Here is a 21,799-nt window from a genome sequence, read left to right on the forward strand (position 1 = left end):
AAGCAAGCAACAGCTGTCATCGTCTGTGGAAGATGTTGCAGGCCAGCGCTCACTGCATCCACGGCACCTCTGCAGGGGCGCATCAACTGGTGCGCAAGTCCTCCAGCATGCGGCACGCGCCTTCTACGTGCTGGCGGGCAGCGGGGCTGGCTGTCAGCATGCGCGCAAAGCCGTGCACCATGCCATCGGCGCGCTGCAGCACACACTGGGGGGCTTGGGGCAGCGCTTGCAGTTGGTGGGCAAAGTTTTCGGCTTCGTCGCGCAAGATGTCATGGCTGGCCGTCATGATGGCAGTGGGCGGCAGCCAAGGCAGCGCTGCCGTGCACAAGCTGGGCGTGCGCAGGGCATTGTCTGCGCCGCCCAAGGCTTGCCAGTACTGGTGCATGGCGGCGTCAGTCAGCCCGTAGCCTTGGGCAAATGTTTGCACACTGGGTGTGGCCAAATCCGGCAGCAGGCAGGGGTAGAGCAGCAACAGTGCTTGAATTTGGGCATGCGCAGTGTGCGGCTGCAGCACGGCGCGCACGGCGGTGGCCAAAGCCAGGTGGCCGCCCGCACTGTCGCCACCCAGCAGCACCTTGCTGGAGGCAAACGGCAGTACGCCTTGCATCTGGTGCAGCCAGTGCAGCACGGCCTGGGCATCGTCCACTGCCGCAGGAAAGGGATTCTCCGGCGTGCGGCGGTAGTGCACGCTCAGCACGGTGTGGCCGCTGTAATGGGCCAGGTGCTCACACAGGTCATCGTGCGTATCCAGGCTGCCCACCATCCAGCCGCCACCATGCAGCCACAGCAAGGTCTGCCCGCTGGCATGGTGGCTGGGCATGTAGCTGCGCACAGTGATTTCGCGCCCTGGGGCAGGCACAAAGTGGTTCTGCACAGCAATTCCAGCCAGCCCTTGCCTGCGCAGCAAGCGTGCCTGCAACTCACTGAGCAGGCGGCGGCGTTGCACGTAGTCCAGCTGTGGGGTGGGCGTTTGTGCATCCAGTTGTGCAAAACGCTGCAGGCAGATGGCCAAGGCCGGGTCGATCTCAGAGGATTTCATGGTTTTGATAGCTGCCAGCGCTTGCTGCATAAGCGCTAGATGGGTATTGGATGCTTACTCTGCGGCTGCTGCAGTGTTTGTGGGCGCGCGGTATACCAGCACCTTCAGGCTGCGCTCTTCGTCCACATCGGCAAACACGGCGGGGTTGGCCACGCGTTCGACAAATTGCAACTCGGACGCAATCTCGGCCATCTGGTCTTGCAGAAAGGCGGTATTGAGCTCGGGTGCATTCAGGCACAGCAGCACATGGCCGCCGGGGCGCAGCAGATCGGGCAGGCGGCGCATGAGCTTGGCGTAGTCTTTGGTGGCCACAAAGCTGCCCTTTTGGTAGCTGGGCGGGTCAATAATGATGAGGTGGTAGGGTCCACCGCGTGTGATCTTGCCCCAGCTGCTGAAGATGTCATGTGCCAAAAAGCTGGCACCCGTCAGGCCATTGAGCTGGTGGTTTTGCTGCCCGGTGGCCAAGGCTCCTTGGGCCATGTCCATATTCAGCACATGGCGTGCGCCCGCATCCAGCGCCACCACGGAAAACGCGCAGGTGTAGGCAAACAGGTTGAGCACCTTGAGGCCGTGGCGATGTTCCGGGTGGTTTTCTATATGCGCGCGCACCCACTGGCGGCCCTGGGCCATGTCCAGAAAAATGCCGTGGTTTTGCCCACGCAGCACGTGGGCGCGGTACTGCAGACCGGCTTCCGTCACGGTGTGCGGCTCGGGCACGCTGCCACTCATCAAGCGCGTTTCAGCCTTGGCGCCGGGCTGGCGCATTTGAAAGACCCAGTTCAAAGTCTGCGTGTTGCCCAGCTGTGCCCAGCGGTTTTCCAGCGCTTGGCCAATGGTGGCCAGTTGCGCTTCGTCCAGCGGCTGAAAGCTGGTGAGTACCAGCACGGGCGGAAACGCATCCAGCACCAGATGCTCGCAGCCCGGATAGCGCCCGCCCCGGCCATGGAAGATGCGGCAGGCATCGGTGGGCATCTGAAATTGGGCAATCGTATCGAGCAGGGCTTGCATGGCAGTCACAGAAAAAATCACAAGGGCAAGAGTATGCGGGAGGCAGCGCGCGGCGGTGAGGGATGACGGGTAAAAACCAATCGGTGATGAAACTGCAATGGCTGACAGCTGGGTGGCAAGGCTGTTGGATGGGGGGCTGAAGCGGGGCTGGCCCGTGTTTGGAGGAGCGAATTCACAATGCTTGGGGGGCACAGATCCGCTGTCACAGGCTTGGCACCAACTGCGAAGCGCGGATTTGCACGGGCGCAGGGGTGGTCATCAAACCGTCATCGTGGTGTAGCGACGCTGTCACGCTGGGTGCGCAGCATGGCGGCTGTGTTCAGCTTTTGCCATTCAGCACCATGATTTCAGTCGATCACATCGTTGACATGCATTTGCCGCAATTGCAGCGGCACCCACGGCTGAGCGTTGGGGTGCGCGGCGTGCTGCGCCGCTTGCTCAGGGAGCAGAACTTTCGCAGCTTTGCCCAGCAATACCCCCATCTGGAAGGCTTTCAGTTTGTGGAGCAGGTGCTGGCGCACTTTGCCTTCAGCTATGCCGTGCGCGAGAACGAGCGCGAACGTATTCCCACACACGGGCGCGTGGTCATCATTGCCAACCACCCGATTGGCTCGCTCGATGGGCTGGCCTTGCTGAACATGGTGGGCGGTATCCGCCGTGATGTGAAGATTGTGGCCAATGGCTTGCTGGCGGAGTTGGAGCCGCTCAAGCGCTTGCTGCTGCCCGTGACCATGCTCGGGGCGCGCAGCGGTGCGCGCCAGCTCAAAGCCATTTTGGAGCACCTGCAAGGCGAAGGTGCGGTCATCATCTTTCCTGCCGGCGAGGTGTCCCGCCTGCACCCTGAAGGGGTGCGCGACGGGCGCTGGAACACGGGTTTCTTGCGCCTGGCGGGGCAGACGCAAGCGCCCATTGTGCCGATTCACATTGATGGCCGTAACTCGGCACTGTTTTATGGCGCGTCGATGCTCTACAAGCCTTTGGCCACGCTGCTGCTGGTCAAGGAGATGTTTGGGCAGCACCAAAAAAGTATTGATTTGCGCATTGGCCACCCCATCCCTTACAACAGCTACAGCAGCTTGCCCCTGGAGTTGGGCGCTGCAGCCAAGTTGCTGCGCAAGCACTTATACCGCGTGGCCCAGGACAAACCCACTTTGCTGCGGGTGGAGACAGCGATTGCGCACCCGGTCAATCGCAGCGCTTTGGCGCAGGCGGTCAACGCGTGTGAACTGCTGGGGGAGACGCCGGACGGCAAGCGCATTCACTTGTTTCGCGGAGGGCTGGATTCCCCCATCCTGCGCGAAGTGGGGCGGCTGCGTGAGCTGTCGTTTCGCGCTGTGGGTGAGGGCAGCGGCACGCGCTGCGATCTGGATCGCTTTGATGCGCACTATGACCACTTGATTTTGTGGGACCCTGAAGATCTGGAAATAGCGGGTGCCTACCGCATGGCGCGCACCGCCAAGGTGCTGGCCGAGCAAGGTGTGCAGGGCTTGTATACCCACAGCTTGTTTGAATTTACACCCGGTATGCAGCCGTTTTTGCAGCAGGGGCTGGAGCTGGGACGCTCTTTTGTGCAACCGCGTTATTGGGGCAAACGGTCGCTGGACTATTTGTGGTTTGGCATTGGTGCCTATGTGCGACGCTACCCCGAATGCCGTTACCTGTTTGGCCCGGTCTCTATCAGCCGTGACATGCCGCCTGCGGCACGCGATTTATTGATCTACCACTACCGCAGCCACTATGGTGCAGCCTGCCTGGCGCATGCCCGCCGCCCTTATGTGCCCGTAGAAGGCTGGGATGTGCGCGCGCAGTTTACGGGGGAAGATGCGGCGGCCGACTTTGTGCGCCTCAAGCATCTGCTGGCGCACATGGGCTCGGCAGTGCCCACATTGTTCAAACAGTATGCGGAGGTGGCAGAGCCCGAGGGTGTACGCTTTTTGGACTTCGGCGTGGACCCCGACTTTGCGCACTGTGTGGATGGTTTGGTGCTGGTGGATGTGAGCAAGCTCAAAGCGCACAAGCGGGCACGCTACATGGGCGAAACCGCGCAGTGTGAAGCTTGAATCTGGTATTTTTGGCTGCCAGAGCTTATCCAGTAAGCGCTGGCAGCTATTTTTTTTAACGCGTACCTGGCACAGACACCAGCTGGTGCAAGCCATCGCTAAAGCGCGCGGCATACATGCCAAGCTGCACCAAAGTCCGGTGGTTGACCTGCAAGTTCACTTCGTGCGGTGGCAAGGCATGGGTGATGCGCACGGCACGGCTGGCGGTACTGATCAGCTCCGGCTGGCGCAGCGGGGCTTTGCGCGCATCCAGCAAGGTGGCCACCAAGGGGTGGCCAATATCGGTGGTGCGGCGCACCACCACCGCGGTCTCTGTGGTTGACAAAGCCACGTAGACACCGGGCGGAAACAGGCCGACGCAGCGGATCAAAGCATCTCCAGCTTGTTCATACAGCTTGGACTGCGGGCCTGTCACGGCTTGTACCGAGTCCGCTACGCTGCGCCCGGGGCGGTTGCGGCGCGGGCTGATCATGGCGGCATAGCGGTCACAAGTGGCCAAAATGCGTGCCAAACGTTCAGCAGGGGGCTGTTGCATCAACGGGGCTTGTGCCGCAGTGTTGATATGGTGCAAGCCCACCGTGTCCAGCCATAGCGTGTCCTGGATGCCTAATTCTTCCAGCTTGCGGCGGCCTTCCTGCGGGTGCAGGCGGATAGCCTCTTGCTGGGCAATGCTGGGCCGGTCGCGCTGTAGCGCCAGCTGGTCTTGCAGTGTGGTCATCCCAATGTTCATGGTGAAGGCGGCGCGCACCAAGGCATCACGTTCATGGGGGGGGAGCTCAAAGTCGACGGCCAGAATGTGGCACAGCGTGGCACATACCAAGGCATGCGAAGCGCTGTAACCTACGGTAGAGGTGCCCGCCAGCTGGAACATGGCGTACAGCGCGCTGTCACTGTCATGCGCCACCAGTTCTTGGAGCCAGGTGTGCAGCTGCATCACTTTGGTGGGCAACTGCTGCACCAGTGCTGGGCGCGCCAGCAGCAAGCCCAGCGCAGCTTCCAGATCAGACCACATGCCCAGCAAGTCTTGGTACGGGGCATCATCCTCGGCACTGGCGCTCAAGGACAAAGGCGTGCAGGAGGGAGAAGGGGTGGTGCTTTGCATGGCCTAGCGCATCTCCAGCACCATTTCGTTGCCTTGCCGTGTCATGTGCAGCTGGGACAAAAAGCTGTTTCCCAGCAGCACGTAGGGCATGGGCTGCGGGCTCACTATGGCATCCACCCCGTAGACGGTGATGTCACCCACACGCACGGTGTCTAGCCGGATGCGCCAGCCCTGCGTATTGCCGTTGGCAGTGCGTACGGTGACAGTGCTGCCTTTTTGGTAGTCCAGCCCCATGCGCTGCGCATCGGTTTGGCCGATGCCGATCACGCTGGCCCCGGTGTCTACCATGTAGTGCATGGGTTTGTTGTTGATGAAGCCGCTGTCTCGAAAATGGCCCCGGCTGTCAGAGCGCAGCACCACCTTGCGTCCGCTGGTTAGGCCCTGGCCCACACTGACGGGAGAGTCTCCGATGCGCAGGGATTGGCGCTGGCCCTGCAGCTCAATGAGGGCGCTGTCGCCTTGTACCTGGATCAGGCGCACACCTTGGTGGCTTTCGTTGGCGCTCAGCGCTTTGGGGCTGCCGTTGATCACCAGCAGAGCTTTGCTGCCCATCACCCCGGTCATGGCAACGGACTGCGCATAACCCACTGTAGCGGTCAGTGCAGAGTAGGTAAGCGTTGCAAGCGTATTGCGCAGTGCGGGGTAAAGCATGGTGTGCGGTCAGACTGTGGGGTTGCCACAGTCTACCGGAGCACTCTTAGTCGCGGAAGTTGTTAAAAGACAGCGGATGGTCGGCCAAATCCTTGCGGATCAGCGCCATCGCGGCTTGCAAATCATCACGCTTGGCGCCCGTGATACGCACCGCATCGCCTTGGATGGCAGCTTGCACCTTCAGCTTGCTGTCCTTGATGAGCTTTTGCAGCTTTTTGGCGAGCTCAGACTCAATACCGTTTTTGATCTTGACGGTTTGCTTGACTTTGTCGCCACCAATTTTTTGGCTGGCTTGCACGTCCATAAAACGCACGTCAACGCTGCGCTTGGTCAGCTTGTTGCGCAGAATGTCTTCCACTTGCTGCAATTGGAAGTCGGCATCACCAAACAACGTAATTTCTTTGTCTTTGAGCTCGATGCCGGCAGAAGTGCCTTTGAAATCAAAGCGGGTGCCAATTTCTTTGGCGGTGTTTTCAACGGCGTTCTTAACTTCAACGAAATCGGCTTCAAGCACGGTGTCAAAAGATGGCATAGCGTTTCTTTCTTAAATAGGGTGGTAGACAAGGCACTTGGAGCGCTGGTCAGACGCAGGCCAAGGCACAGTGCGACAATCTCAAGGATGTTAGTCGAGAAAAATACCCCCCTGCAGGACTGCAACACCTTCGGCATTGTGGCAAGCGCGGACACCTTGGTGCGTATCCGCAGCGCGGCAGACGTGCAGAAATTCGCCGCCAGCCCGCACTACCAAGGCCGCCAAGTGCTGGTGCTGGGCGGCGGCAGCAATATTGTGCTGACCGGAGATGTGATCCATGCAGTGGTGCTCAAGATGGAGATCCCTGGTATTGCTGCGGTGGGCGAAACCGATAGTCATTGGATCATCGAAGCGGGGGCCGGCGTGCGTTGGCACGACCTGGTGGCATGGACCGTGGCGCATGGCTACCCTGGGTTGGAGAACCTGGCACTGGTGCCGGGAACTGTAGGTGCGGCGCCGGTGCAAAACATTGGGGCCTATGGCGTGGAACTGCAAGACCGCTTTCACGCGCTGGAGGCGGTGGACTTGGTGACGCACGAGGTGTTTAGCTTGAATGCGGCGCAGTGTGCATTTGGGTACAGAGATTCCATATTCAAACATGCGCCGGCAGCGCCAGCGGGCACGCCAGTGGCTAAAGCGCAGGGCATGGGTTTGGCAGGGCGTGCGGTGATTACCAAGGTGCGTTTCGCACTGTCCAAACACTGGAAGCCCGAACTGGGATATTTGGACTTGCAGCGCAAGCAAGAGCAAGAAGGTGTGGCCCACCCCACCGCACAGCAAATCTTTGATTGGGTGGTTGCCATTCGCCAAGCGAAGTTGCCGGATCCTGCCGTGGTGGGGAACGCGGGGAGCTTTTTTAAGAACCCGACAGTGACCGAGGATCAGTGCCGCGACATCATTGCGCGCGAGCCCAAGATCGTGCACTACCCGATGCCGGATGGCTCCATCAAGCTGGCCGCTGGGTGGATGATTGATGCCTGTGGCTGGAAGGGGAAAACCTTGGGGAATGCAGGCGTCTATGACAAGCAAGCGCTGGTGCTGGTCAATCGCGGTACAGCCGCCAACAGTGTGACGGGTGGAGAGGTGATGACATTGGCCAAAGCGATTCAAACCAGTGTCTATGAGCGATTTGGTATTCGCTTGGAGCCAGAACCTGTTGTGGTGTAAGAGGGCTTGCTTCACCTTCTGTAGCGAACAAAAAAAGCGCTGTTATCGACAGCGCTTTTTTAATGGCAGCCACACCTGCTGCCTGGTTAGTGCCTGACAGTCAGGCCAAGGATTTTTGCTTCATCCACTCCCGGGCCTGCTGCTGTGCGTAAGCAATTGCGCGATCCGCAGACTGGAACAGTGGCGTGAAGGTGAAAAAGCGCTGGGTGCGCCCCGTACCTTTTCCGCTGTCTACCGTGAGCTGTGCTTGGAAGCGGCCATCAGCTTCAGCCAGAGCTTGGGGCTCAAACTTAAAGCGGTCGATGGTGATGGTGCGTGAGGGTTGTTGTTGAATTTTGGACATATGTCTCTCCCTTCTTCATGTCTCATACATACGCGGTGCGTAGTGCATGATAAGGATAGAGGCGCTCATGTACAAAAAGTTCCATGCCCTTTTCGTGCCTTATATCAACATCGGGCTAAACCAGTGTTGCAGCCTTATTTCAGACTGCCAGAGAGGAATTTAGCCAAACGTTCACTCTTGGGGCTGGCCAACACCTGGCGTGGATCGCCTTGCTCTTCAATCAAACCCTGGTGCAGGAAGACTACATGGTTAGAGACTTCGCGGGCAAAACCAATTTCGTGGGTGACCACCACCATGGTGCGACCTTCTTGCGCCAGCACTTGCATCACCCGCAGCACTTCCCCCACCAATTCGGGGTCGAGTGCACTGGTGGGTTCATCAAAGAGCATGACTTCTGGCTCAACCGCCAGTGCGCGGGCGATGGCCACGCGCTGCTGCTGGCCTCCACTCATGTGGTTGGGCCAAGTGTCTTCGCGGTTTTCCAAGCCTACCAACTTCAGGTACTTGCGGGCTCGCTCGACGGCCTCATCTTTGGAAATGCCCAGCACGTGCACGGGTGCTTCAATGATGTTTTGCAGCACGGTTTTGTGGGCCCAAAGGTTGAAATGCTGGAACACCATGGCAAGTTTGGTGCGCATCATCTGCAGCTGCTTGGGGTTGACGGGTTCTAAATCACCGGTGCGGCCCGTTTTGAGTTGCAACTCTTCGCCTGCCACCACGATGCGGCCTTGCTGAGGCTTTTCCAGCAAATTAATACAGCGCAGCAGCGTGGATTTGCCGGAGCCAGAACTGCCAATCAGGCTGATCACATCGCCCGCTTGGGCGGTGAGTGTGACACCCTTGAGCACATGGTTGCTGCCATAGCTCTTGTGGATGCCTTCGGCTTGGAGTTTGTAAACAGTGGATGTCATGGATGCAAAACGTGTGCGGTGTTAGTGCGTACGCGGAGCCAAGTAAGCCAAAAAGCGTTTTTCCAGCAATTTGAAAAAACCAATCAGCGCAAAGGTGACGCACAAATAAATGGCTGCAGCGGCCAGATATGCCTCAAAAGGAAGGTAGTAGTCAGAGTAGATGCGGCTTGCAACCGCCGTGACATCGGTGAGCGCTGGCACCACGCTTGCCAGACTTGTGGAGTGCAGCATCATCACCGCTTCGTTGCAGTATGGGGGCAGGGTGCGACGCAAAGCACTGGGCATCACAATGCGCGCCATGATTTGCCAGCGACTCATGCCCATGGCACGAGCGGCTTCGACTTCTCCTGGATTGGTTTCACGGATGGCGCCCGCCAGCATTTCTGCCGTGTAGCCGGCCGTATTCAGTGCAAAGGCCAGCAAGGCACAAAAGAAAGGCTCTTTAAAGTGTGTCCAGGGCCAGACGTCGTCCCAGCGCGACTGGATCCAGTCCAGTTGGGCCAATCCGTAGTAAATCAGGTAAACCTGAATAAGCAGCGGCGTTCCACGGACAAAGTAGGTAAAGGCACCCACAATTTTCTCGAGTACCCAATTTCCGCTGGTGAGTGCAATCGCTCCGAGCAAGGCAAGCACGCAGCCGATCGCCAAGCTGGACAACAGCAGCCATAAGGTGGTGAGCAGCCCGTTGCCATACATGGCCAGGTGCTCGGGTTGGAAAATGATGTCCCAGCTCATAACTGCACCTTCTCTGTACCCAAGCTATAGCGTGCGTTCAGGAGTTTGAGTGCCCACAGCGAAATGCTGGTGAACACCAGATACAGTGCAGCAGCAAACAGCAAAAAGATAAAAGGCTCACGTGTTGCTGCGCTGGCTTGTTTGGCAAGATAGGTCATGTCATGCAAGCCAATCAAGCTCACCAAAGCCGTGGCTTTGATCAACACCAGCCAGTTGTTGGTAAAGCCCGGAAGGGCGTAGCGCACCATTTGCGGCAAGGTGATGCGCACGAAGGTTTGGGTAGAGCCCATGCCAAATGCCCAGGCGGCTTCCATCTGGCCGCGGGGGATCGACAAAATTGCTCCGCGGAAGGTCTCCGTCATATACGCGCCATAGATAAAGCCTAAAGTGCCGACACCAGCAACAAAAGGATTCAGATCCAGGGTGAAGTCAGAGCCAATCGACTCAAAAAAGGTATTGATGCCAATCGCTGCACCATAAAAAATCAGCAGCATGAGCACCAGTTCAGGGATGCCACGCACCACCGTGGTGTAGAGCGTTGACACCCACACCAAAGGCTTTTTGCCCGATAGCTTGGCCGTCGCGCCCAAGAGGCCCAAGACGGTGGAGACAAAAAGAGAAGCCAGAGACACCGCAACAGTGAGCAGTGCCCCTTGCAAGATAGATAAGTAGTAATCGCTCATGCGTACACAGGCTTTTCCTAAACAAGACTGCCCGCTGCCGGGTCAACCGGGCAGCGGGCAGTGGCGGAGTTAGAGCTTAGTTGCCGTAGGGATCGAAGTCAAAGTACTTCTTCGCAATGGTGTTGTAGGTGCCATTGCTGCGGATGGTCTTGATGGCCTGATTGATCTGGTCTTTCAGTTCCTTCTGGCCCTTGCGCATACCGATGCCGATGCCGTCACCATAGTATTTGGTGTCGTACTGGTCGGGACCGACATAGCCGTAGTCCTTCCCTTCAGGCTTGCGCAGGAAGCCGCCGTGCACTTCCACCTTGTCGGCCACAGTACCGTCCAGGCGACCAGCGTTGATGTCCAGGTACACCTGGTCTTGCGCTTCGTAGGGGATGATGTTCACGCCAGCAGGCTTGAGTTCACCCAAGGCCCACTTTTCCTGGGTGCTGCCCTTGAGCACGCCAATGCGCTTGCCCTTGAGCGATGCGGGGCCGGTGTAAGCCGTGCCCTTCTTCACCACAATCGCGCTGGGGGTCTTGTAGTAGCGGTCCGAGAAGTCGATCACGCGCTTGCGCTCTTCAGTCATGGAAAGCGAGCTGACGATCACATCGTACTTGCGGGCCTGCAGGCCGGGGATCATGCTGTCCCAGACCTGTTCCACGAACACGCACTTGCGCTTGATTTCGGCGCACACTGCATTCGCAATATCTACGTCAAAACCTGTGGGCTTGCCATCAGGTGTTTTGTAGGTGAAGGGTTCGTAGGTGGGGTCGATGGCCACCTTCAGGTCGGCAGCTTGTGCAGCAGTAGCGCAGGCAGCCAACAGAGCCAAACTCAGAAACTTCTTTGCCATTCAAGTCTTCCTTCAATGTAGTTGTGTACGCCTTGGTCTTTGCATGATGCGTGCCAAGATGTAAACCCATTGTAGAAGCGCGCGGCTACGAAGCGCAGAGTTTTTCTACCAATATGAAGGCTTTGTCGCGGGCCTGCACGCCCTAGTTTTTGGGCATCTGACCGCCAATCAGGAAAACCGCAGGCCCAGTGCAGTGCTTGTGGGTGGGGGAGGTTTGCAAAGGCTGCAGGGTAATTTCTCCCCTCAAGCCGGGGCAGTTGTCTGCATTCGAGTTGGTATGGGTGGGGCTGCTTAAACGTCAGGCAGGTTATGTTCCATGGTCTGGCTGGCGCCAAGATGAAAAGGACATAAAAAAACCGCTGCAAAGGCAGCGGTTGGAGGCAAGCCAGAGGCGTGGCCTCTGTGGCTTGGCTTTTTTACTTGTTGTCCAGCTGGGGCAGGGCGTTGGCGCTGCTCACGCTCAACAGGCCAGCCTTGGAGTAGATGGCTAGCTTTTCGCGGGTGTCGATCAGATCCAGGTTGCGCATGGTCAGCTGGCCAATGCGGTCTGTGGGGCTGAACGGCGCATCTTCCACCTTTTCCATCGACAGGCGCTCGGGCGCGTAGGTCAGGTTGGGTGATTCGGTGTTCAGGATGGAGTAGTCGTTACCACGGCGCAGCTCCAGCGTCACAGTGCCGGTCACGGCGCGTGCCACCCAGCGCTGCGAGGCTTCGCGCAGCATGATGGCCTGGGGGTCGAACCAACGGCCCTGGTACAGCAGGCGGCCGAGCTTGAGGCCGTTGATGCGGTACTGCTCGATGGTGTCTTCGTTGTGGATGCCGGTCACCAGGCGTTCGTAGGCGATGTGCAGCAGGGCCATGCCGGGGGCTTCGTAGATGCCGCGGCTCTTTGCTTCGATGATGCGGTTCTCGATCTGGTCGCTCATGCCCAGGCCGTGGCGGCCGCCGATGCGGTTCAGCTCCAGGAACATCTCCACGGGGTCGGCGATTTCCTTGCCGTTGATGGCCACGGGGCGGCCTTCGTCGAAGGTAATCGAGACTTCTTCGGCCTTGACTTCCACCTCAGGCTTCCAGAAAGCTACGCCCATGATGGGGTTCACGATGCGAATGCCGGAGTTCAGGAACTCCAGATCCTTGGCTTCGTGGGTGGCGCCCAGCATATTGGAGTCGGTGGAGTAGGCCTTTTCGGCCGACATCTTGTAGCCGAAACCTTCCTTGGTCATGAAGGCCGACATTTCGGCACGGCCGCCCAGCTCGTCGATGAAGGTGTTATCCAGCCAAGGCTTGTAGATCTTCAGTGCGGGGTTGGTCAGCAGGCCGTAGCGGTAAAAGCGCTCGATGTCGTTGCCCTTGAAAGTCGAGCCGTCGCCCCAGATGTTGACATCGTCTTCCTTCATGGCAGCCACCAGCATGGTGCCAGTCACAGCGCGGCCCAAGGGGGTGGTGTTGAAGTAGGTGATGCCACCGGTGGAGATATGGAAGGCGCCGGACTGAATAGCGGCAATGCCTTCGTTGGCCAGCTGGGGGCGGCAGTCGATCAGGCGCGCCTTTTCTGCGCCGTATTCCATTGCCTTGCGGGGGATTTCGTCGTAATCGGCTTCGTCGGGCTGGCCCAGGTTGGCCGTGTAGGCGTAGGGCAGCGCGCCCTTGTTCTTCATCCAGCGCAGGGCGGCAGAGGTGTCCAGGCCTCCGGAGAAGGCGATGCCGACCTTTTGGCCGACGGGTACGGATTGCAGAATGGTTTCCATGAGATTCTCTCTAAATGAATAGCTGCCAGCGCTTGATGAATAAGGGCTAGGGGCTAAAAAGGCTTGAAATTCAGACCGGCCGGACGCTCGGGGCTCAGGCGTAGTGGCAGATGTAGTGGTAAGCCTCGGTCACGCGGATGTCGAACTTGGAGTTGGCAGGGATGTGAAAGCTTTCGCCTGCTGCGGAGGTCTTCCATTCATCGCTGCCGTCGAGCTTGTATTCGCAGGCGCCGCCCACGCATTCCATGATCTCAGCCGCTGCGGTGCCAAACGTCAGAGTAGCAGGCAATACCACGCCCACGGACTTTTTGGTGCCATCGGCCAGGGTGAAGCTGTGGCTGACGCACTTGCCGTCAAAGTAAACATTGGCCTTGGTGGTCAGGGTAACGCCGGTGAAATGCTCGGTAGTCATGGATTGCGCGTAATCGCTGAGTTTGGATCGAAGCTGGGCATTTTAGGCTACCTGCGTGGCCCTTGGGGGGTCGCAAAACGCATAAGGCCAAGCCCTTGCGGGCAGGGGCTTGGCGGTAGACGCGTGGAGAGGAATTCAGCGACCGCAGAGTGGGGTGCTGGGTGGATGACTATGGCGGCGGTACACCGCAGATGTTCTGGGTCAGGGTGGTGCCATCGGGTGCGGGTTGGTAGATGCCGCGAAGGCCAGTGAAATATGCGCGGCGCACCTGGGTGGGGCTCCAGTAACGCCACGTAAATTGGTGGCGAACAACAAATATTGGTGCAGCTAGCGAGGGCGGTGCGGCGGGTGTGTGCCGATGCGCATGTCAATAATCGGCAGATCATTGTCATTGGCGCGGTACTCAATGCTCTCGACAGGGGCTGCTCCCGGGGGTGTAGAGCCATAGGATTTCGTTCCCGGTGTGGCGCTGTTGGCGCTGGCCCTGTCGGTGTTGCGGTAGGTGCCGCTGGGTTGGGTGGAGTGGATGGGAATGTGCTTGCCGGGGTTGTGCGCCATGCGTTGCGAGTACTGATGGCCTTGGTATTCGTACAGCACGTCGTAACCCACCAGTTCATCTTCATAGACCGTACGCGTTTTGCAGCGCGTGTGGCTAGTGTATTCAACACATTCCTCATGCGGAACGGCCACCTGCTCATAAATCGGAGTGGCCTCCAAAACCTTGCCGTACGTTGGCTGTGCGAATGCGGCAAACGGCGCGAGCCCCAGGCCGAGGCATGCGATGGCTGAAGACAAACCAAGACGGGTGGGCGATGTGGTGGTCACGGGGGCTGCTCCCTAGGGGGTGATGTCGATGTTTGGTTGGCCGAGCGATAGGGCGCAACGTGGGTCAAGCATGTCGATATGTGGTGTTCAAACGCGCGCTGCTTGCCAATTTTCGGCTTTGAAGCCGACCGTGATGTTGCCATCAGCCCATTCCACGACGGGGCGCTTAATGGTGCTGGGATGTTCTTGCAATACCCGGGCCGCACTGGCTGCATCCACCACGCTGGACTGAAGGGTTGGGTCCAGTTTGCGCCAAGTGGTTCCCTGGCGGTTGGTGAGCTTTTCCCAGCCGACTGCTTGCATCCAGCTTGGTAGTTTGTCTGCAGGCACGCCTTGCTTCTTGAAGTCATGGAACTCGTAATCGAGCCCTTGTGCGGTGAGCCAGGCACGTGCTTTTTTCACGGTGTCACAGTTGGGGATGCCGTAAACACGAATAATCTTGTTGGTACTCATGGTGTTGATGGTGATGCATGCGTGGGTGCGCGACAATCATGCACTGTATGCACAGCAATTTCTCCACTCTTTCTGAATGGCTTGCGCACTGCGAGCAAATTCATCCACAAAACATTGCCATGGGGCTTGAGCGCGTGCGCGAAGTTGCACAGCGCATGCAGTTGAAATTTGACTGCCCTGTGATTACGGTGGCAGGCACCAATGGCAAGGGCTCTACCTGCGCCATGCTTGAAGCCGTAGCCCTGCAGTCGGGCTACAAGCCCGGGGTCTACACCTCGCCACACTTGGTGCACTTTGAAGAGCGTTGCCGACTTCATGGTGAGATTGCGAAAGCCGAAGAGTTCTTGCCGCACTTCGCCGCGGTCGAAACCGCGCGCTTCCAGGGTGAAGAGGTACTGCTGACGTATTTTGAGTTCACCACGTTGGCCATCATGCGCATGCTGAGTCTGGCCAAGCTGGATGTAGTGATTTTGGAAGTGGGGCTGGGTGGCCGCCTGGATGCGACGAATGTGGTGGACGCCGATTGCGCCATCATCACCAGTATCGATATCGACCATGCTGCGATTTTGGGCAACGACCGTGAAACCATTGGCCGTGAAAAGGCGGGCATCATGCGTGCGGGGCGGCCAGTCATTGTGAGCGACCCAGTGCCCCCGCAAAGCGTGATTGACCACGCTGAGGCGATTGGCGCTGATTTGCGGATGTTTGGCAAAGATTTCAATTACAACGGTGACAAGCAGCAATGGGGTTGGGCGGGGCGTGACCGTCGCTATGCAGGCCTGTCGTACCCAGCGCTGCGTGGTGCCAACCAGTTGATGAATGCCTCGGGCGTGCTGGCTGCGTATGAAGCGCTGCGCCCCGTGTTGCCTGTGACAGCGCAAGCAGTGCGCACGGGCTTGGCCATGGTCGAGTTGCCTGGGCGCTTTCAGATCATCCCTGGCCAACCCACTCTGGTGCTGGATGTGGCGCACAACCCGCACTCGGTGGCTGCGCTGACCGCCAACTTGGATGCAATGGGCTACTACCCGGCGACGCATGCGGTGTTTGGCGCGATGGCGGATAAGGATTTGGCGCCGATGCTGCTCAAGGTGGGGCCGCTGATTGATCGTTGGTATTTCACGGATTTGCCCACGGAGCGTGCGGAATCGGCCTCGAAGTTGCAGCAAAAGTGGAATGCTGTGCAGGTGGTTGCGGGGGGCACGTGCCGTGAAGTGCCCACTAGCTTGTACGAGAATCCGCAAGCCGCGTTGGATGCCGCCGTACAGGCTGCAGACCCGGCTGATAGAATCGTAGTCTTTGGCTCGTTTTATACGGTCGGTGAGGTTTTGAAAGATGGGCCACCTCGCCTGCATGCCAAACATTTGGGCGAATAAGGTCCGCTACGCGACGCATCTTCATGGCACTTTTCAAATTCCGTTGGCCTGGTCACAAAGAGGAAAGCGAGCAAACGCCCGTGCGGCGTTCTCGTTTGGCCCAGTCTGAAAGCGTAGATGATATGCGCCGCCGTGCGCGCCATCGTCTCATTGGTGCCGCCGTTTTGGTGGCGCTGGGGGTGATTGGGTTTCCTATCTTGTTTGACACCCAGCCGCGCCCCATCCCGGTCAATGTGCCGATTGAAATTCCGGATCGCAATCAGGTCGCTCCCATGATGGTGCCGGCAGACCAGGCACGGACAGAGTCCAAGCTTGCGCAGTCTGCGCCTTCATCTGCGGCGCGCGCTACAGATGGTGCGCTGGGTGATGGCGAAGAATTGGTAGTGAATGAGCCAACACCTTTGGCGGTGCCCAAGCCGCCAGAGCCACCTCGTCTGGTGGCAGAGCCCGTAGCCAAGCCTGAGGCAAAGCCAGAACCCAAGCCTGAATCGAAGCCCAAGCCAGAGCCTAAACCTGAGCCCAAGCCAGAGGTAAAGCCAGCACCCAAACCAGCAGTGAGTGATGCCGAGCGTGCCCGCGCCTTGCTGGAAGGGCGTGCCCCGGTGCCTGCGCCTGCTGCAGCTAGTGCACCGGCGAAGGCTGAGGCAAGCAAGCAAGGCCGCTTTATTGTGCAAGTGGGTGCTTTTGCCGATGCTTCCAAAGCGTCCGAAGTGCGCGCCAAGCTGGAAATGTCGGGGCTGAAAACCTATACCCAAGTGGTGGACACCAAAGATGGCAAACGCACCCGGGTGCGTGTGGGCCCCTTTGATCAACGTGATGCCGCAGACAAGGCCGTAGCACGGATCAAGGGGTTGGGACTGCCAGCCTCTGTGCTGACTTTGTAATGAAACCGCTCACGCACAGCTGAAAGAGTACGGAAAGCGCATGGTTGTTTTGGATGGCTTGTTGCTGGGCATCTTGGTGGTGTCCATGCTTTTGGGTGCGTGGCGCGGTTTGATTTTTGAGCTGTTTTCCCTCGTCGGCTGGGTCGCAGGCTTTTTTGTGGCGCGCTTGTTTGCCCAGGATGTTGCCGGACTGCTGCCGCTCAGTGGGTTTGATGCCGCCGTGCAATACGGCATTGGCTTTGTGCTGACTTTTGTGGTGGCTGTATTTGCATGGGGGCTGCTGAGTGCATTGGCCAAAAAACTGATTGAAGTGGCCGGTTTGCGCCCCGTAGACCGCACCTTGGGTGCAGTGTTTGGTGTGTTGCGCGCTGCTGTATTGATTTTGGTGTTGTCGGTGGTCGTGGTTTCGACACCGCTGCACACCCAAACCTGGTGGACGCAATCGCTGGCGGCACCTTGGCTCACCGATGCGGTGGCGAGCGTTTTGCCCGCGCTGTCGGTGGAGTGGGGAAGGCTGTTGCCTTCGGCGTAAAAGAGTAAGGGCTGGGCCTTCAAGTGGGCGTAGCCTGCAAGCAAAGACCGCGAGAGCAATCTCGCAGATAGATGGAACGCAACTATGTGTGGAATCGTCGGCGTGGTGTCAACCACCCCCGTGAATCAACTGATCTATGACGCCTTGCTGCTGCTGCAGCACCGTGGCCAAGATGCAGCCGGTATCGTGACCCAGCAAGAGCGCAAGTTCTTCATGCACAAGGCCAAGGGCATGGTCAAGGACGTGTTCCGCACGCGCAATATGCGCGCTTTGCCGGGCAATGTGGGGCTGGGTCAGGTGCGCTACCCCACGGCGGGCAATGCTGCCAGCGAAGAAGAGGCGCAGCCTTTCTACGTGAATGCGCCTTTTGGCGTGGTCATGGTCCACAACGGCAATCTGACCAACGCCAAACAACTGCGCGAAGAGCTGGCCAGCACCGACCACCGCCACACCAACACCGAGAGCGACTCTGAAGTGCTGCTCAACGTGCTGGCGCACGAAATTGGCCGCGTCACCAGCGGTGCGCCGCTGACGCCCGATGAGGTGTTCAAAGCCGTGCGTGCGGTGCACAAGCGCATCAAGGGCTCGTACGCCGTCATCGCGCTGATTGCGGGCTATGGTTTGCTGGCTTTTCGCGACCCGTTCGGTATTCGCCCGCTGTGCATGGGCAAGGGTGCGGATGGCACGTATATGCTGGCCAGCGAATCGGTAGCGCTGGAGGGTACGCTGCACCAGTTTGAGCGCGATATCGCTCCTGGCGAAGCCGTGTTTATTGCCAATGACGGCACCGTACACACCGAGCAGTGTGCTGAAAACAGCCAGTTGTACCCCTGTGTGTTTGAGTACGTGTACTTGGCGCGCCCGGACTCCACCATCGACGGCATCTCGGTCTACCAGGCCCGCCTGAACATGGGTGAGACGCTGGCCAAGCGCGTGATCTCCACCGTGCCGCCTGCAGAAATCGACGCCATCATCCCCATTCCCGAGTCCAGCCGCCCCAGCGCCATGCAGCTGGCCCAGCTGCTGGGCATTCCCTACCGCGAAGGCTTCGTCAAGAACCGCTACGTGGGTCGCACTTTCATCATGCCCGGGCAGGGCGCGCGCAAAAAATCGGTGCGCCAAAAGCTCAATGCCATTGGCAGCGAGTTCAAGGGCCGCAACGTGCTGCTGGTGGACGACTCCATCGTGCGTGGCACCACCTCCAAGGAAATCGTGCAGATGGCGCGCGATGCGGGTGCCAACAAGGTGTATCTGGCTTCGGCCGCACCACCGGTGCGTTACCCGAACGTGTACGGCATCGACATGCCGACCAAGTCGGAGCTGGTGGCTCATGGCCGCACGGTAGAGGAAATCCGCCAGGTCATCGGCTGCGATGCGTTGATCTACCAAGATGTGGATGCCATGAAGCAGGCCGTCGGCAAGATCAATCCCGCGGTGCGTGGTTTTGAAGCTTCGTGCTTTGACGGTGTGTACGTGACGGGCGATATCTCCGAAGCCGAAGTGAACGCATTGAACGAAGGTCGCAACGCTGGTGCGCAAGAAGAGTCTGAGGATACTTCGCGTCTATCTTTGCCCAATGCTCAAGAGCAATAAGCTCTAAACTGGGCGTCATAAGCCCAGAGGCACAATAAAAGGAGCTGCTCGCGCAGGTCAAATAAGCACTTCAAAGTGATTTGTCTTTGAAAGCCTTGTTTGACAAGCGCAAGCTGCTCCTTTTTTCATGGTGCAGATCTGCTGTCTGCGCCCTTTAGATAGATTGAGGAATAGCTGTCGTGACCGAGAAACAACTCCCAGAAGGTCTGCATCCCGAAACTTTGGCGGTGCGTGAAGCCCTGCCCCGCAGCCAGTGGGGTGAGCACTGCGAAGCGCTGTACATGACCAGCAGCTTTGTCCAGCCCGACTGCGAAACCGCTGCCCGTCGTTTTGCTGGGCAAGAAGACGGTTTTACCTACAGCCGCACCACCAACCCCACGGTCACCAGCTTTGAAAAGCGCTTGGCGGCCATGGAGGGCACCGAGTGTGCGGTGGCGACATCGACAGGCATGTCGGCCATCTTGCTGGTGGCGTTGACCACGCTGAAGGTGGGTGACCATGTGATCTGCTCACGCTCCATGTTTGGCTCCACCATCAAACTGCTGGGCACGGAAATGGCGCGTTTTGGAGTGGAAACCACCTTTGTCTCGCAAACCGATATTGCCGCGTGGAAGGCTGCGGTGCAGCCCAATACCCGCTTGTTTTTTGCCGAAACCCCCACCAACCCGCTGACCGATCTGTGTGACATCGCTGCGCTGGCCGAGTTGGCGCATGCCAGCGGCGCTTTGCTGGCGGTAGACAACAGCTTTGCCACGCCCATCTTGCAGCAGCCCGCCAAGCTGGGTGCTGACATCGTGGTGCACGCGGGTACCAAATTCTTGGATGGCCAAGGGCGAACCATGATTGGGGCGGTGTGTGGCTCTATCGCGCTGGTTGACAAGGTGATGGGTACCTTCCTGCGCAGTGGCGGACTGAATGCCGCGGCCTATAACGCTTGGACAGTAATGAAGGGGTTGGAGACGCTGTCGCTGCGCGTCAAAGCCCAAAGCGCTGCAGCGCTGGAGTTGGCGCAGTGGCTGGAAGCGCACCCCCAAGTGGCGCGCGTGTACTACCCGGGTTTGCGCAGCCATCCGCAGTACGAGCTGGCCATGCGCCAGCAAAATGGTCTGGGTGGCGCCGTGCTGTCGTTTGATGTGCATGGCGACAGCCCTGAAGCCTTGCGCAAGAACGCCTTCCACGTGGTCGACCATACGCAGGTGTGTAGCATTACGGCTAACTTGGGAGATGTGAAGACCACCATCACCCATCCCGCCAGCACATCGCATGGCCGCCTGACCGAGGAGCAGCGTCAAGCTGCAGGCTTGGGTCAGGGATTAATTCGCATCTCTGTGGGGCTGGAGCACTTGGATGACCTCAAGGCAGACCTCTCCCGCGGACTGGATACTTACCAATGACACAAAAAATTCGCACCCGTTTTGCACCTTCGCCCACTGGCTTTATCCACTTGGGCAATATTCGCTCGGCCCTGTACCCCTGGGCATTTGCCCGCGCTAATGGGGGCGACTTCATCTTGCGTATTGAAGACACAGACCTGGAGCGCTCCACACAAGCCTCAGTGGATGTGATTTTGGAGGGTATGCAGTGGTTGGAGCTTTCACACGACGAAGGCCCCTTCTACCAAATGCAGCGCATGGACCGCTACAAAGAAGTGCTGGCACAGTTGCAGGCCAAGGGCTATGTGTACCCCTGCTACATGAGCATGGAAGAGCTGGACGCGCTGCGCGAAAAGCAAATGGCCAACAAGGAAAAGCCCCGTTACGACGGCACATGGCGCCCAGAAGAGGGCAAAGTGCTACCCGCGATTCCTGAAGGCGTAAAGCCTGTGCTGCGCTTCAAGACGCCTAAGGATGGCATCGTCGCTTGGGAAGACAAATGCAAGGGTCGTATTGAATTCCAGAACTCGGAGCTGGATGATTTGGTGATTGCACGCCCAGACGGCACACCCACCTACAACTTCTGCGTGTGTGTAGACGATATGGACATGCACATCACCCACGTGATTCGCGGTGATGACCATGTGAACAACACGCCCCGCCAAATTCACATCTTTGAAGCACTGGGTGCTGCGGTACCTGTGTTTGCGCACTTGCCTACGGTTCTGAATGAGCAGGGCGAGAAAATGTCCAAGCGCAACGGTGCCAAGGCCGTGACCCAGTACCGTGACGAAGGCTACCTGCCTGATGCCATGGTGAACTATCTGGCCCGTCTGGGCTGGAGTCACGGTGACGATGAAATCTTCTCGCGCCAACAATTCTTGGAGTGGTTCAATCTGGATCATTTGGGGCGCAGTGCAGGCCAATTCGACGAAGCCAAACTGCGCTGGGTGAATGCCCAGCATTTGAAGGCCATGGACGACGTAGCCTTGGCTGCCAAGGTCAAGCCTTTTGTAGTGAAGGCCGGCGTAGCAGAAAATTTGCTGGATGCGGATGACCGTTTGGTGCGTATCTGTGCGTTGTTCAAAGACCGCTGCGAAATCTTGGTGGATCTGGCCAACTGGGCCAAGCTGTTCTATGTAGATTGCTTAGAGCGCAATGCGGATGACTACGCCAAGCACGTGACTGAAGCGGCCAATCCCATCTTGGACGCCTTTGCTGCAGTCATGGAAACTGTGGAATGGAGCAGAGAGGCTATTGCGGCCAGCATTAAGGAAGTGCTGAAAGCGCAAGGCATCAAAATGCCTGTTTTGGCGATGCCTGTGCGGGTATTGACACTGGGTACTGCACACACGCCATCGGTGGATGCGGTGCTGGAATTGCTGGGGCGTGAAAAAATCCTCGCGCGTTTGAAAAACCGCTAAAAACCTGTCTATAATTCGAGGCTCTGCACGATGCAATCAATAAATAAATTGCTTGCATTGTCAAGGGGGTATAGCTCAGCTGGGAGAGTGCTTGCATGGCATGCAAGAGG

At 58.4% G+C, this 21,799-nt stretch carries 22 protein-coding genes; 8 read left to right on the forward strand and 14 right to left on the reverse strand.

The features are described from left to right. Positions 1 to 82 precede the first annotated feature (82 nt). Complete coding sequence (locus B3R00_RS16210; protein ID WP_286999868.1) at positions 83 to 1,039, reverse strand: alpha/beta hydrolase; 957 nt, start codon at positions 1,037 to 1,039, stop codon at positions 83 to 85. A gap of 54 nt (positions 1,040 to 1,093) precedes the next feature. Further along, positions 1,094 to 2,047 carry a class I SAM-dependent methyltransferase gene (locus tag B3R00_RS16215; RefSeq protein ID WP_286999869.1) on the reverse strand — a complete coding sequence of 318 codons (954 nt, stop codon included), beginning with the start codon at positions 2,045 to 2,047 and terminating at the stop codon, positions 1,094 to 1,096. A gap of 341 nt (positions 2,048 to 2,388) precedes the next feature. Here B3R00_RS16215 and B3R00_RS16220 point away from each other — a divergent pair, with 341 nt between their 5' ends. After that, positions 2,389 to 4,107: a lysophospholipid acyltransferase family protein gene (locus B3R00_RS16220; protein ID WP_286999870.1), complete on the forward strand. Its 1,719-nt coding sequence runs from the start codon at positions 2,389 to 2,391 to the stop codon at positions 4,105 to 4,107. 55 nt (positions 4,108 to 4,162) lie between these two features. Here the strand turns inward: B3R00_RS16220 and B3R00_RS16225 are convergent, their stop codons facing one another. The 3 genes from B3R00_RS16225 to B3R00_RS16235 are packed head-to-tail and all read right to left on the reverse strand — an operon-like array spanning position 4,163 to position 6,392. Further along, positions 4,163 to 5,209, reverse strand: a complete 1,047-nt coding sequence (locus B3R00_RS16225) for an HD-GYP domain-containing protein (RefSeq protein ID WP_286999871.1) — start codon at positions 5,207 to 5,209, stop codon at positions 4,163 to 4,165. 3 nt (positions 5,210 to 5,212) lie between these two features. Further along, positions 5,213 to 5,860: a retropepsin-like aspartic protease family protein gene (locus tag B3R00_RS16230; protein WP_376747666.1), complete on the reverse strand. Its 648-nt coding sequence runs from the start codon at positions 5,858 to 5,860 to the stop codon at positions 5,213 to 5,215. A gap of 46 nt (positions 5,861 to 5,906) precedes the next feature. Beyond that, positions 5,907 to 6,392 carry a YajQ family cyclic di-GMP-binding protein gene (locus B3R00_RS16235; RefSeq protein ID WP_174863373.1) on the reverse strand — a complete coding sequence of 162 codons (486 nt, stop codon included), beginning with the start codon at positions 6,390 to 6,392 and terminating at the stop codon, positions 5,907 to 5,909. Positions 6,393 to 6,479: 87 nt separating this feature from the next. On the opposite strand from B3R00_RS16235, the gene murB reads away from it, so the two are divergent. Continuing rightward, positions 6,480 to 7,559, forward strand: coding sequence for a UDP-N-acetylmuramate dehydrogenase (gene murB, locus B3R00_RS16240; RefSeq protein WP_286999872.1), 1,080 nt, complete (start codon positions 6,480 to 6,482; stop codon positions 7,557 to 7,559). A 100-nt stretch (positions 7,560 to 7,659) separates the two neighbouring features. Here murB and B3R00_RS16245 read toward each other — a convergent pair whose 3' ends face one another. The 9 genes from B3R00_RS16245 to B3R00_RS16285 form a co-directional block, all read right to left on the reverse strand. Next, a complete protein-coding gene (locus B3R00_RS16245) occupies positions 7,660 to 7,902 on the reverse strand; it encodes a hypothetical protein (protein ID WP_286999873.1) in 243 nt (80 codons plus the stop codon). 134 nt (positions 7,903 to 8,036) lie between these two features. Then, complete coding sequence (locus B3R00_RS16250; RefSeq protein ID WP_286999874.1) at positions 8,037 to 8,813, reverse strand: ABC transporter ATP-binding protein; 777 nt, start codon at positions 8,811 to 8,813, stop codon at positions 8,037 to 8,039. Positions 8,814 to 8,834: 21 nt separating this feature from the next. Further along, the gene (locus B3R00_RS16255; protein WP_286999875.1) at positions 8,835 to 9,548 is read right to left on the reverse strand and encodes an ABC transporter permease; all 714 of its coding nucleotides are present in this window, start codon (positions 9,546 to 9,548) and stop codon (positions 8,835 to 8,837) included. Beyond that, a complete protein-coding gene (locus B3R00_RS16260) occupies positions 9,545 to 10,231 on the reverse strand; it encodes an ABC transporter permease (RefSeq protein ID WP_286999876.1) in 687 nt (228 codons plus the stop codon). Before B3R00_RS16260 ends, B3R00_RS16255 begins: the two co-directional genes overlap by 4 nt. Before the next feature lie 76 nt (positions 10,232 to 10,307). Beyond that, positions 10,308 to 11,072, reverse strand: coding sequence for a lysine/arginine/ornithine ABC transporter substrate-binding protein (locus tag B3R00_RS16265; protein WP_286999877.1), 765 nt, complete (start codon positions 11,070 to 11,072; stop codon positions 10,308 to 10,310). 416 nt (positions 11,073 to 11,488) lie between these two features. Continuing rightward, the gene (argG, locus tag B3R00_RS16270) at positions 11,489 to 12,820 is read right to left on the reverse strand and encodes an argininosuccinate synthase (RefSeq protein ID WP_174863378.1); all 1,332 of its coding nucleotides are present in this window, start codon (positions 12,818 to 12,820) and stop codon (positions 11,489 to 11,491) included. Positions 12,821 to 12,914: 94 nt separating this feature from the next. Beyond that, positions 12,915 to 13,232, reverse strand: coding sequence for a pyrimidine/purine nucleoside phosphorylase (locus B3R00_RS16275; RefSeq protein ID WP_286999878.1), 318 nt, complete (start codon positions 13,230 to 13,232; stop codon positions 12,915 to 12,917). A 327-nt stretch (positions 13,233 to 13,559) separates the two neighbouring features. Continuing rightward, positions 13,560 to 14,057, reverse strand: a complete 498-nt coding sequence (locus B3R00_RS16280) for a hypothetical protein (protein ID WP_286999879.1) — start codon at positions 14,055 to 14,057, stop codon at positions 13,560 to 13,562. Between the two features lie 87 nt (positions 14,058 to 14,144). Then, positions 14,145 to 14,510, reverse strand: a complete 366-nt coding sequence (locus B3R00_RS16285) for an ArsC family reductase (RefSeq protein WP_286999888.1) — start codon at positions 14,508 to 14,510, stop codon at positions 14,145 to 14,147. 47 nt (positions 14,511 to 14,557) lie between these two features. Between B3R00_RS16285 and folC the strand changes: the two genes are divergently transcribed. The 6 genes from folC to gltX all read left to right on the forward strand — a co-directional run bounded on the left by folC (position 14,558) and on the right by gltX (position 21,689). Next, positions 14,558 to 15,883 carry a bifunctional tetrahydrofolate synthase/dihydrofolate synthase gene (gene folC / locus B3R00_RS16290; RefSeq protein WP_286999880.1) on the forward strand — a complete coding sequence of 442 codons (1,326 nt, stop codon included), beginning with the start codon at positions 14,558 to 14,560 and terminating at the stop codon, positions 15,881 to 15,883. 23 nt (positions 15,884 to 15,906) lie between these two features. Next, positions 15,907 to 16,767 carry an SPOR domain-containing protein gene (locus B3R00_RS16295; protein ID WP_286999881.1) on the forward strand — a complete coding sequence of 287 codons (861 nt, stop codon included), beginning with the start codon at positions 15,907 to 15,909 and terminating at the stop codon, positions 16,765 to 16,767. A gap of 40 nt (positions 16,768 to 16,807) precedes the next feature. After that, positions 16,808 to 17,299 (forward strand): CvpA family protein, encoded by a 492-nt coding sequence (locus B3R00_RS16300; protein ID WP_286999882.1) that lies wholly within the window; start codon positions 16,808 to 16,810, stop codon positions 17,297 to 17,299. Positions 17,300 to 17,383: 84 nt separating this feature from the next. Continuing rightward, positions 17,384 to 18,892, forward strand: coding sequence for an amidophosphoribosyltransferase (purF, locus tag B3R00_RS16305; RefSeq protein ID WP_284214526.1), 1,509 nt, complete (start codon positions 17,384 to 17,386; stop codon positions 18,890 to 18,892). 179 nt (positions 18,893 to 19,071) lie between these two features. Continuing rightward, the gene (locus tag B3R00_RS16310; protein WP_286999883.1) at positions 19,072 to 20,286 is read left to right on the forward strand and encodes an O-succinylhomoserine sulfhydrylase; all 1,215 of its coding nucleotides are present in this window, start codon (positions 19,072 to 19,074) and stop codon (positions 20,284 to 20,286) included. Next, on the forward strand, positions 20,283 to 21,689 hold the full coding sequence (gene gltX / locus B3R00_RS16315) for a glutamate--tRNA ligase (RefSeq protein ID WP_286999884.1): 1,407 nt from the start codon (positions 20,283 to 20,285) through the stop codon (positions 21,687 to 21,689). The genes B3R00_RS16310 and gltX overlap by 4 nt, the downstream gene beginning before the upstream one ends. The last annotated feature ends 110 nt before the right edge of the window (positions 21,690 to 21,799 follow it).

This window comes from Comamonas sp. UBA7840 (assembly GCF_002501455.1).
Lineage (GTDB): Bacteria > Pseudomonadota > Gammaproteobacteria > Burkholderiales > Burkholderiaceae_C > Comamonas > Comamonas jiangduensis.

Excerpts from the sequence above, each read along its gene's own strand:
- B3R00_RS16210 (WP_286999868.1), bottom strand. The coding sequence starts at position 1,039 with ATGAAATCCTCTGAGATCGACCCGGCCTTGGCCATCTGCCTGCAGCGT.
- B3R00_RS16215 (WP_286999869.1), bottom strand. The coding sequence starts at position 2,047 with ATGCAAGCCCTGCTCGATACGATTGCCCAATTTCAGATGCCCACCGAT.
- B3R00_RS16220 (WP_286999870.1), top strand. The coding sequence starts at position 2,389 with ATGATTTCAGTCGATCACATCGTTGACATGCATTTGCCGCAATTGCAG.
- B3R00_RS16225 (WP_286999871.1), bottom strand. The coding sequence starts at position 5,209 with ATGCAAAGCACCACCCCTTCTCCCTCCTGCACGCCTTTGTCCTTGAGC.
- B3R00_RS16230 (WP_376747666.1), bottom strand. The coding sequence starts at position 5,860 with ATGCTTTACCCCGCACTGCGCAATACGCTTGCAACGCTTACCTACTCT.
- B3R00_RS16235 (WP_174863373.1), bottom strand. The coding sequence starts at position 6,392 with ATGCCATCTTTTGACACCGTGCTTGAAGCCGATTTCGTTGAAGTTAAG.
- murB (WP_286999872.1), top strand. The coding sequence starts at position 6,480 with ATGTTAGTCGAGAAAAATACCCCCCTGCAGGACTGCAACACCTTCGGC.
- B3R00_RS16245 (WP_286999873.1), bottom strand. The coding sequence starts at position 7,902 with ATGTCCAAAATTCAACAACAACCCTCACGCACCATCACCATCGACCGC.
- B3R00_RS16250 (WP_286999874.1), bottom strand. The coding sequence starts at position 8,813 with ATGACATCCACTGTTTACAAACTCCAAGCCGAAGGCATCCACAAGAGC.
- B3R00_RS16255 (WP_286999875.1), bottom strand. The coding sequence starts at position 9,548 with ATGAGCTGGGACATCATTTTCCAACCCGAGCACCTGGCCATGTATGGC.
- B3R00_RS16260 (WP_286999876.1), bottom strand. The coding sequence starts at position 10,231 with ATGAGCGATTACTACTTATCTATCTTGCAAGGGGCACTGCTCACTGTT.
- B3R00_RS16265 (WP_286999877.1), bottom strand. The coding sequence starts at position 11,072 with ATGGCAAAGAAGTTTCTGAGTTTGGCTCTGTTGGCTGCCTGCGCTACT.
- argG (WP_174863378.1), bottom strand. The coding sequence starts at position 12,820 with ATGGAAACCATTCTGCAATCCGTACCCGTCGGCCAAAAGGTCGGCATC.
- B3R00_RS16275 (WP_286999878.1), bottom strand. The coding sequence starts at position 13,232 with ATGACTACCGAGCATTTCACCGGCGTTACCCTGACCACCAAGGCCAAT.
- B3R00_RS16285 (WP_286999888.1), bottom strand. The coding sequence starts at position 14,510 with ATGAGTACCAACAAGATTATTCGTGTTTACGGCATCCCCAACTGTGAC.
- folC (WP_286999880.1), top strand. The coding sequence starts at position 14,558 with ATGCACAGCAATTTCTCCACTCTTTCTGAATGGCTTGCGCACTGCGAG.
- B3R00_RS16295 (WP_286999881.1), top strand. The coding sequence starts at position 15,907 with ATGGCACTTTTCAAATTCCGTTGGCCTGGTCACAAAGAGGAAAGCGAG.
- B3R00_RS16300 (WP_286999882.1), top strand. The coding sequence starts at position 16,808 with ATGGTTGTTTTGGATGGCTTGTTGCTGGGCATCTTGGTGGTGTCCATG.
- purF (WP_284214526.1), top strand. The coding sequence starts at position 17,384 with ATGTGTGGAATCGTCGGCGTGGTGTCAACCACCCCCGTGAATCAACTG.
- gltX (WP_286999884.1), top strand. The coding sequence starts at position 20,283 with ATGACACAAAAAATTCGCACCCGTTTTGCACCTTCGCCCACTGGCTTT.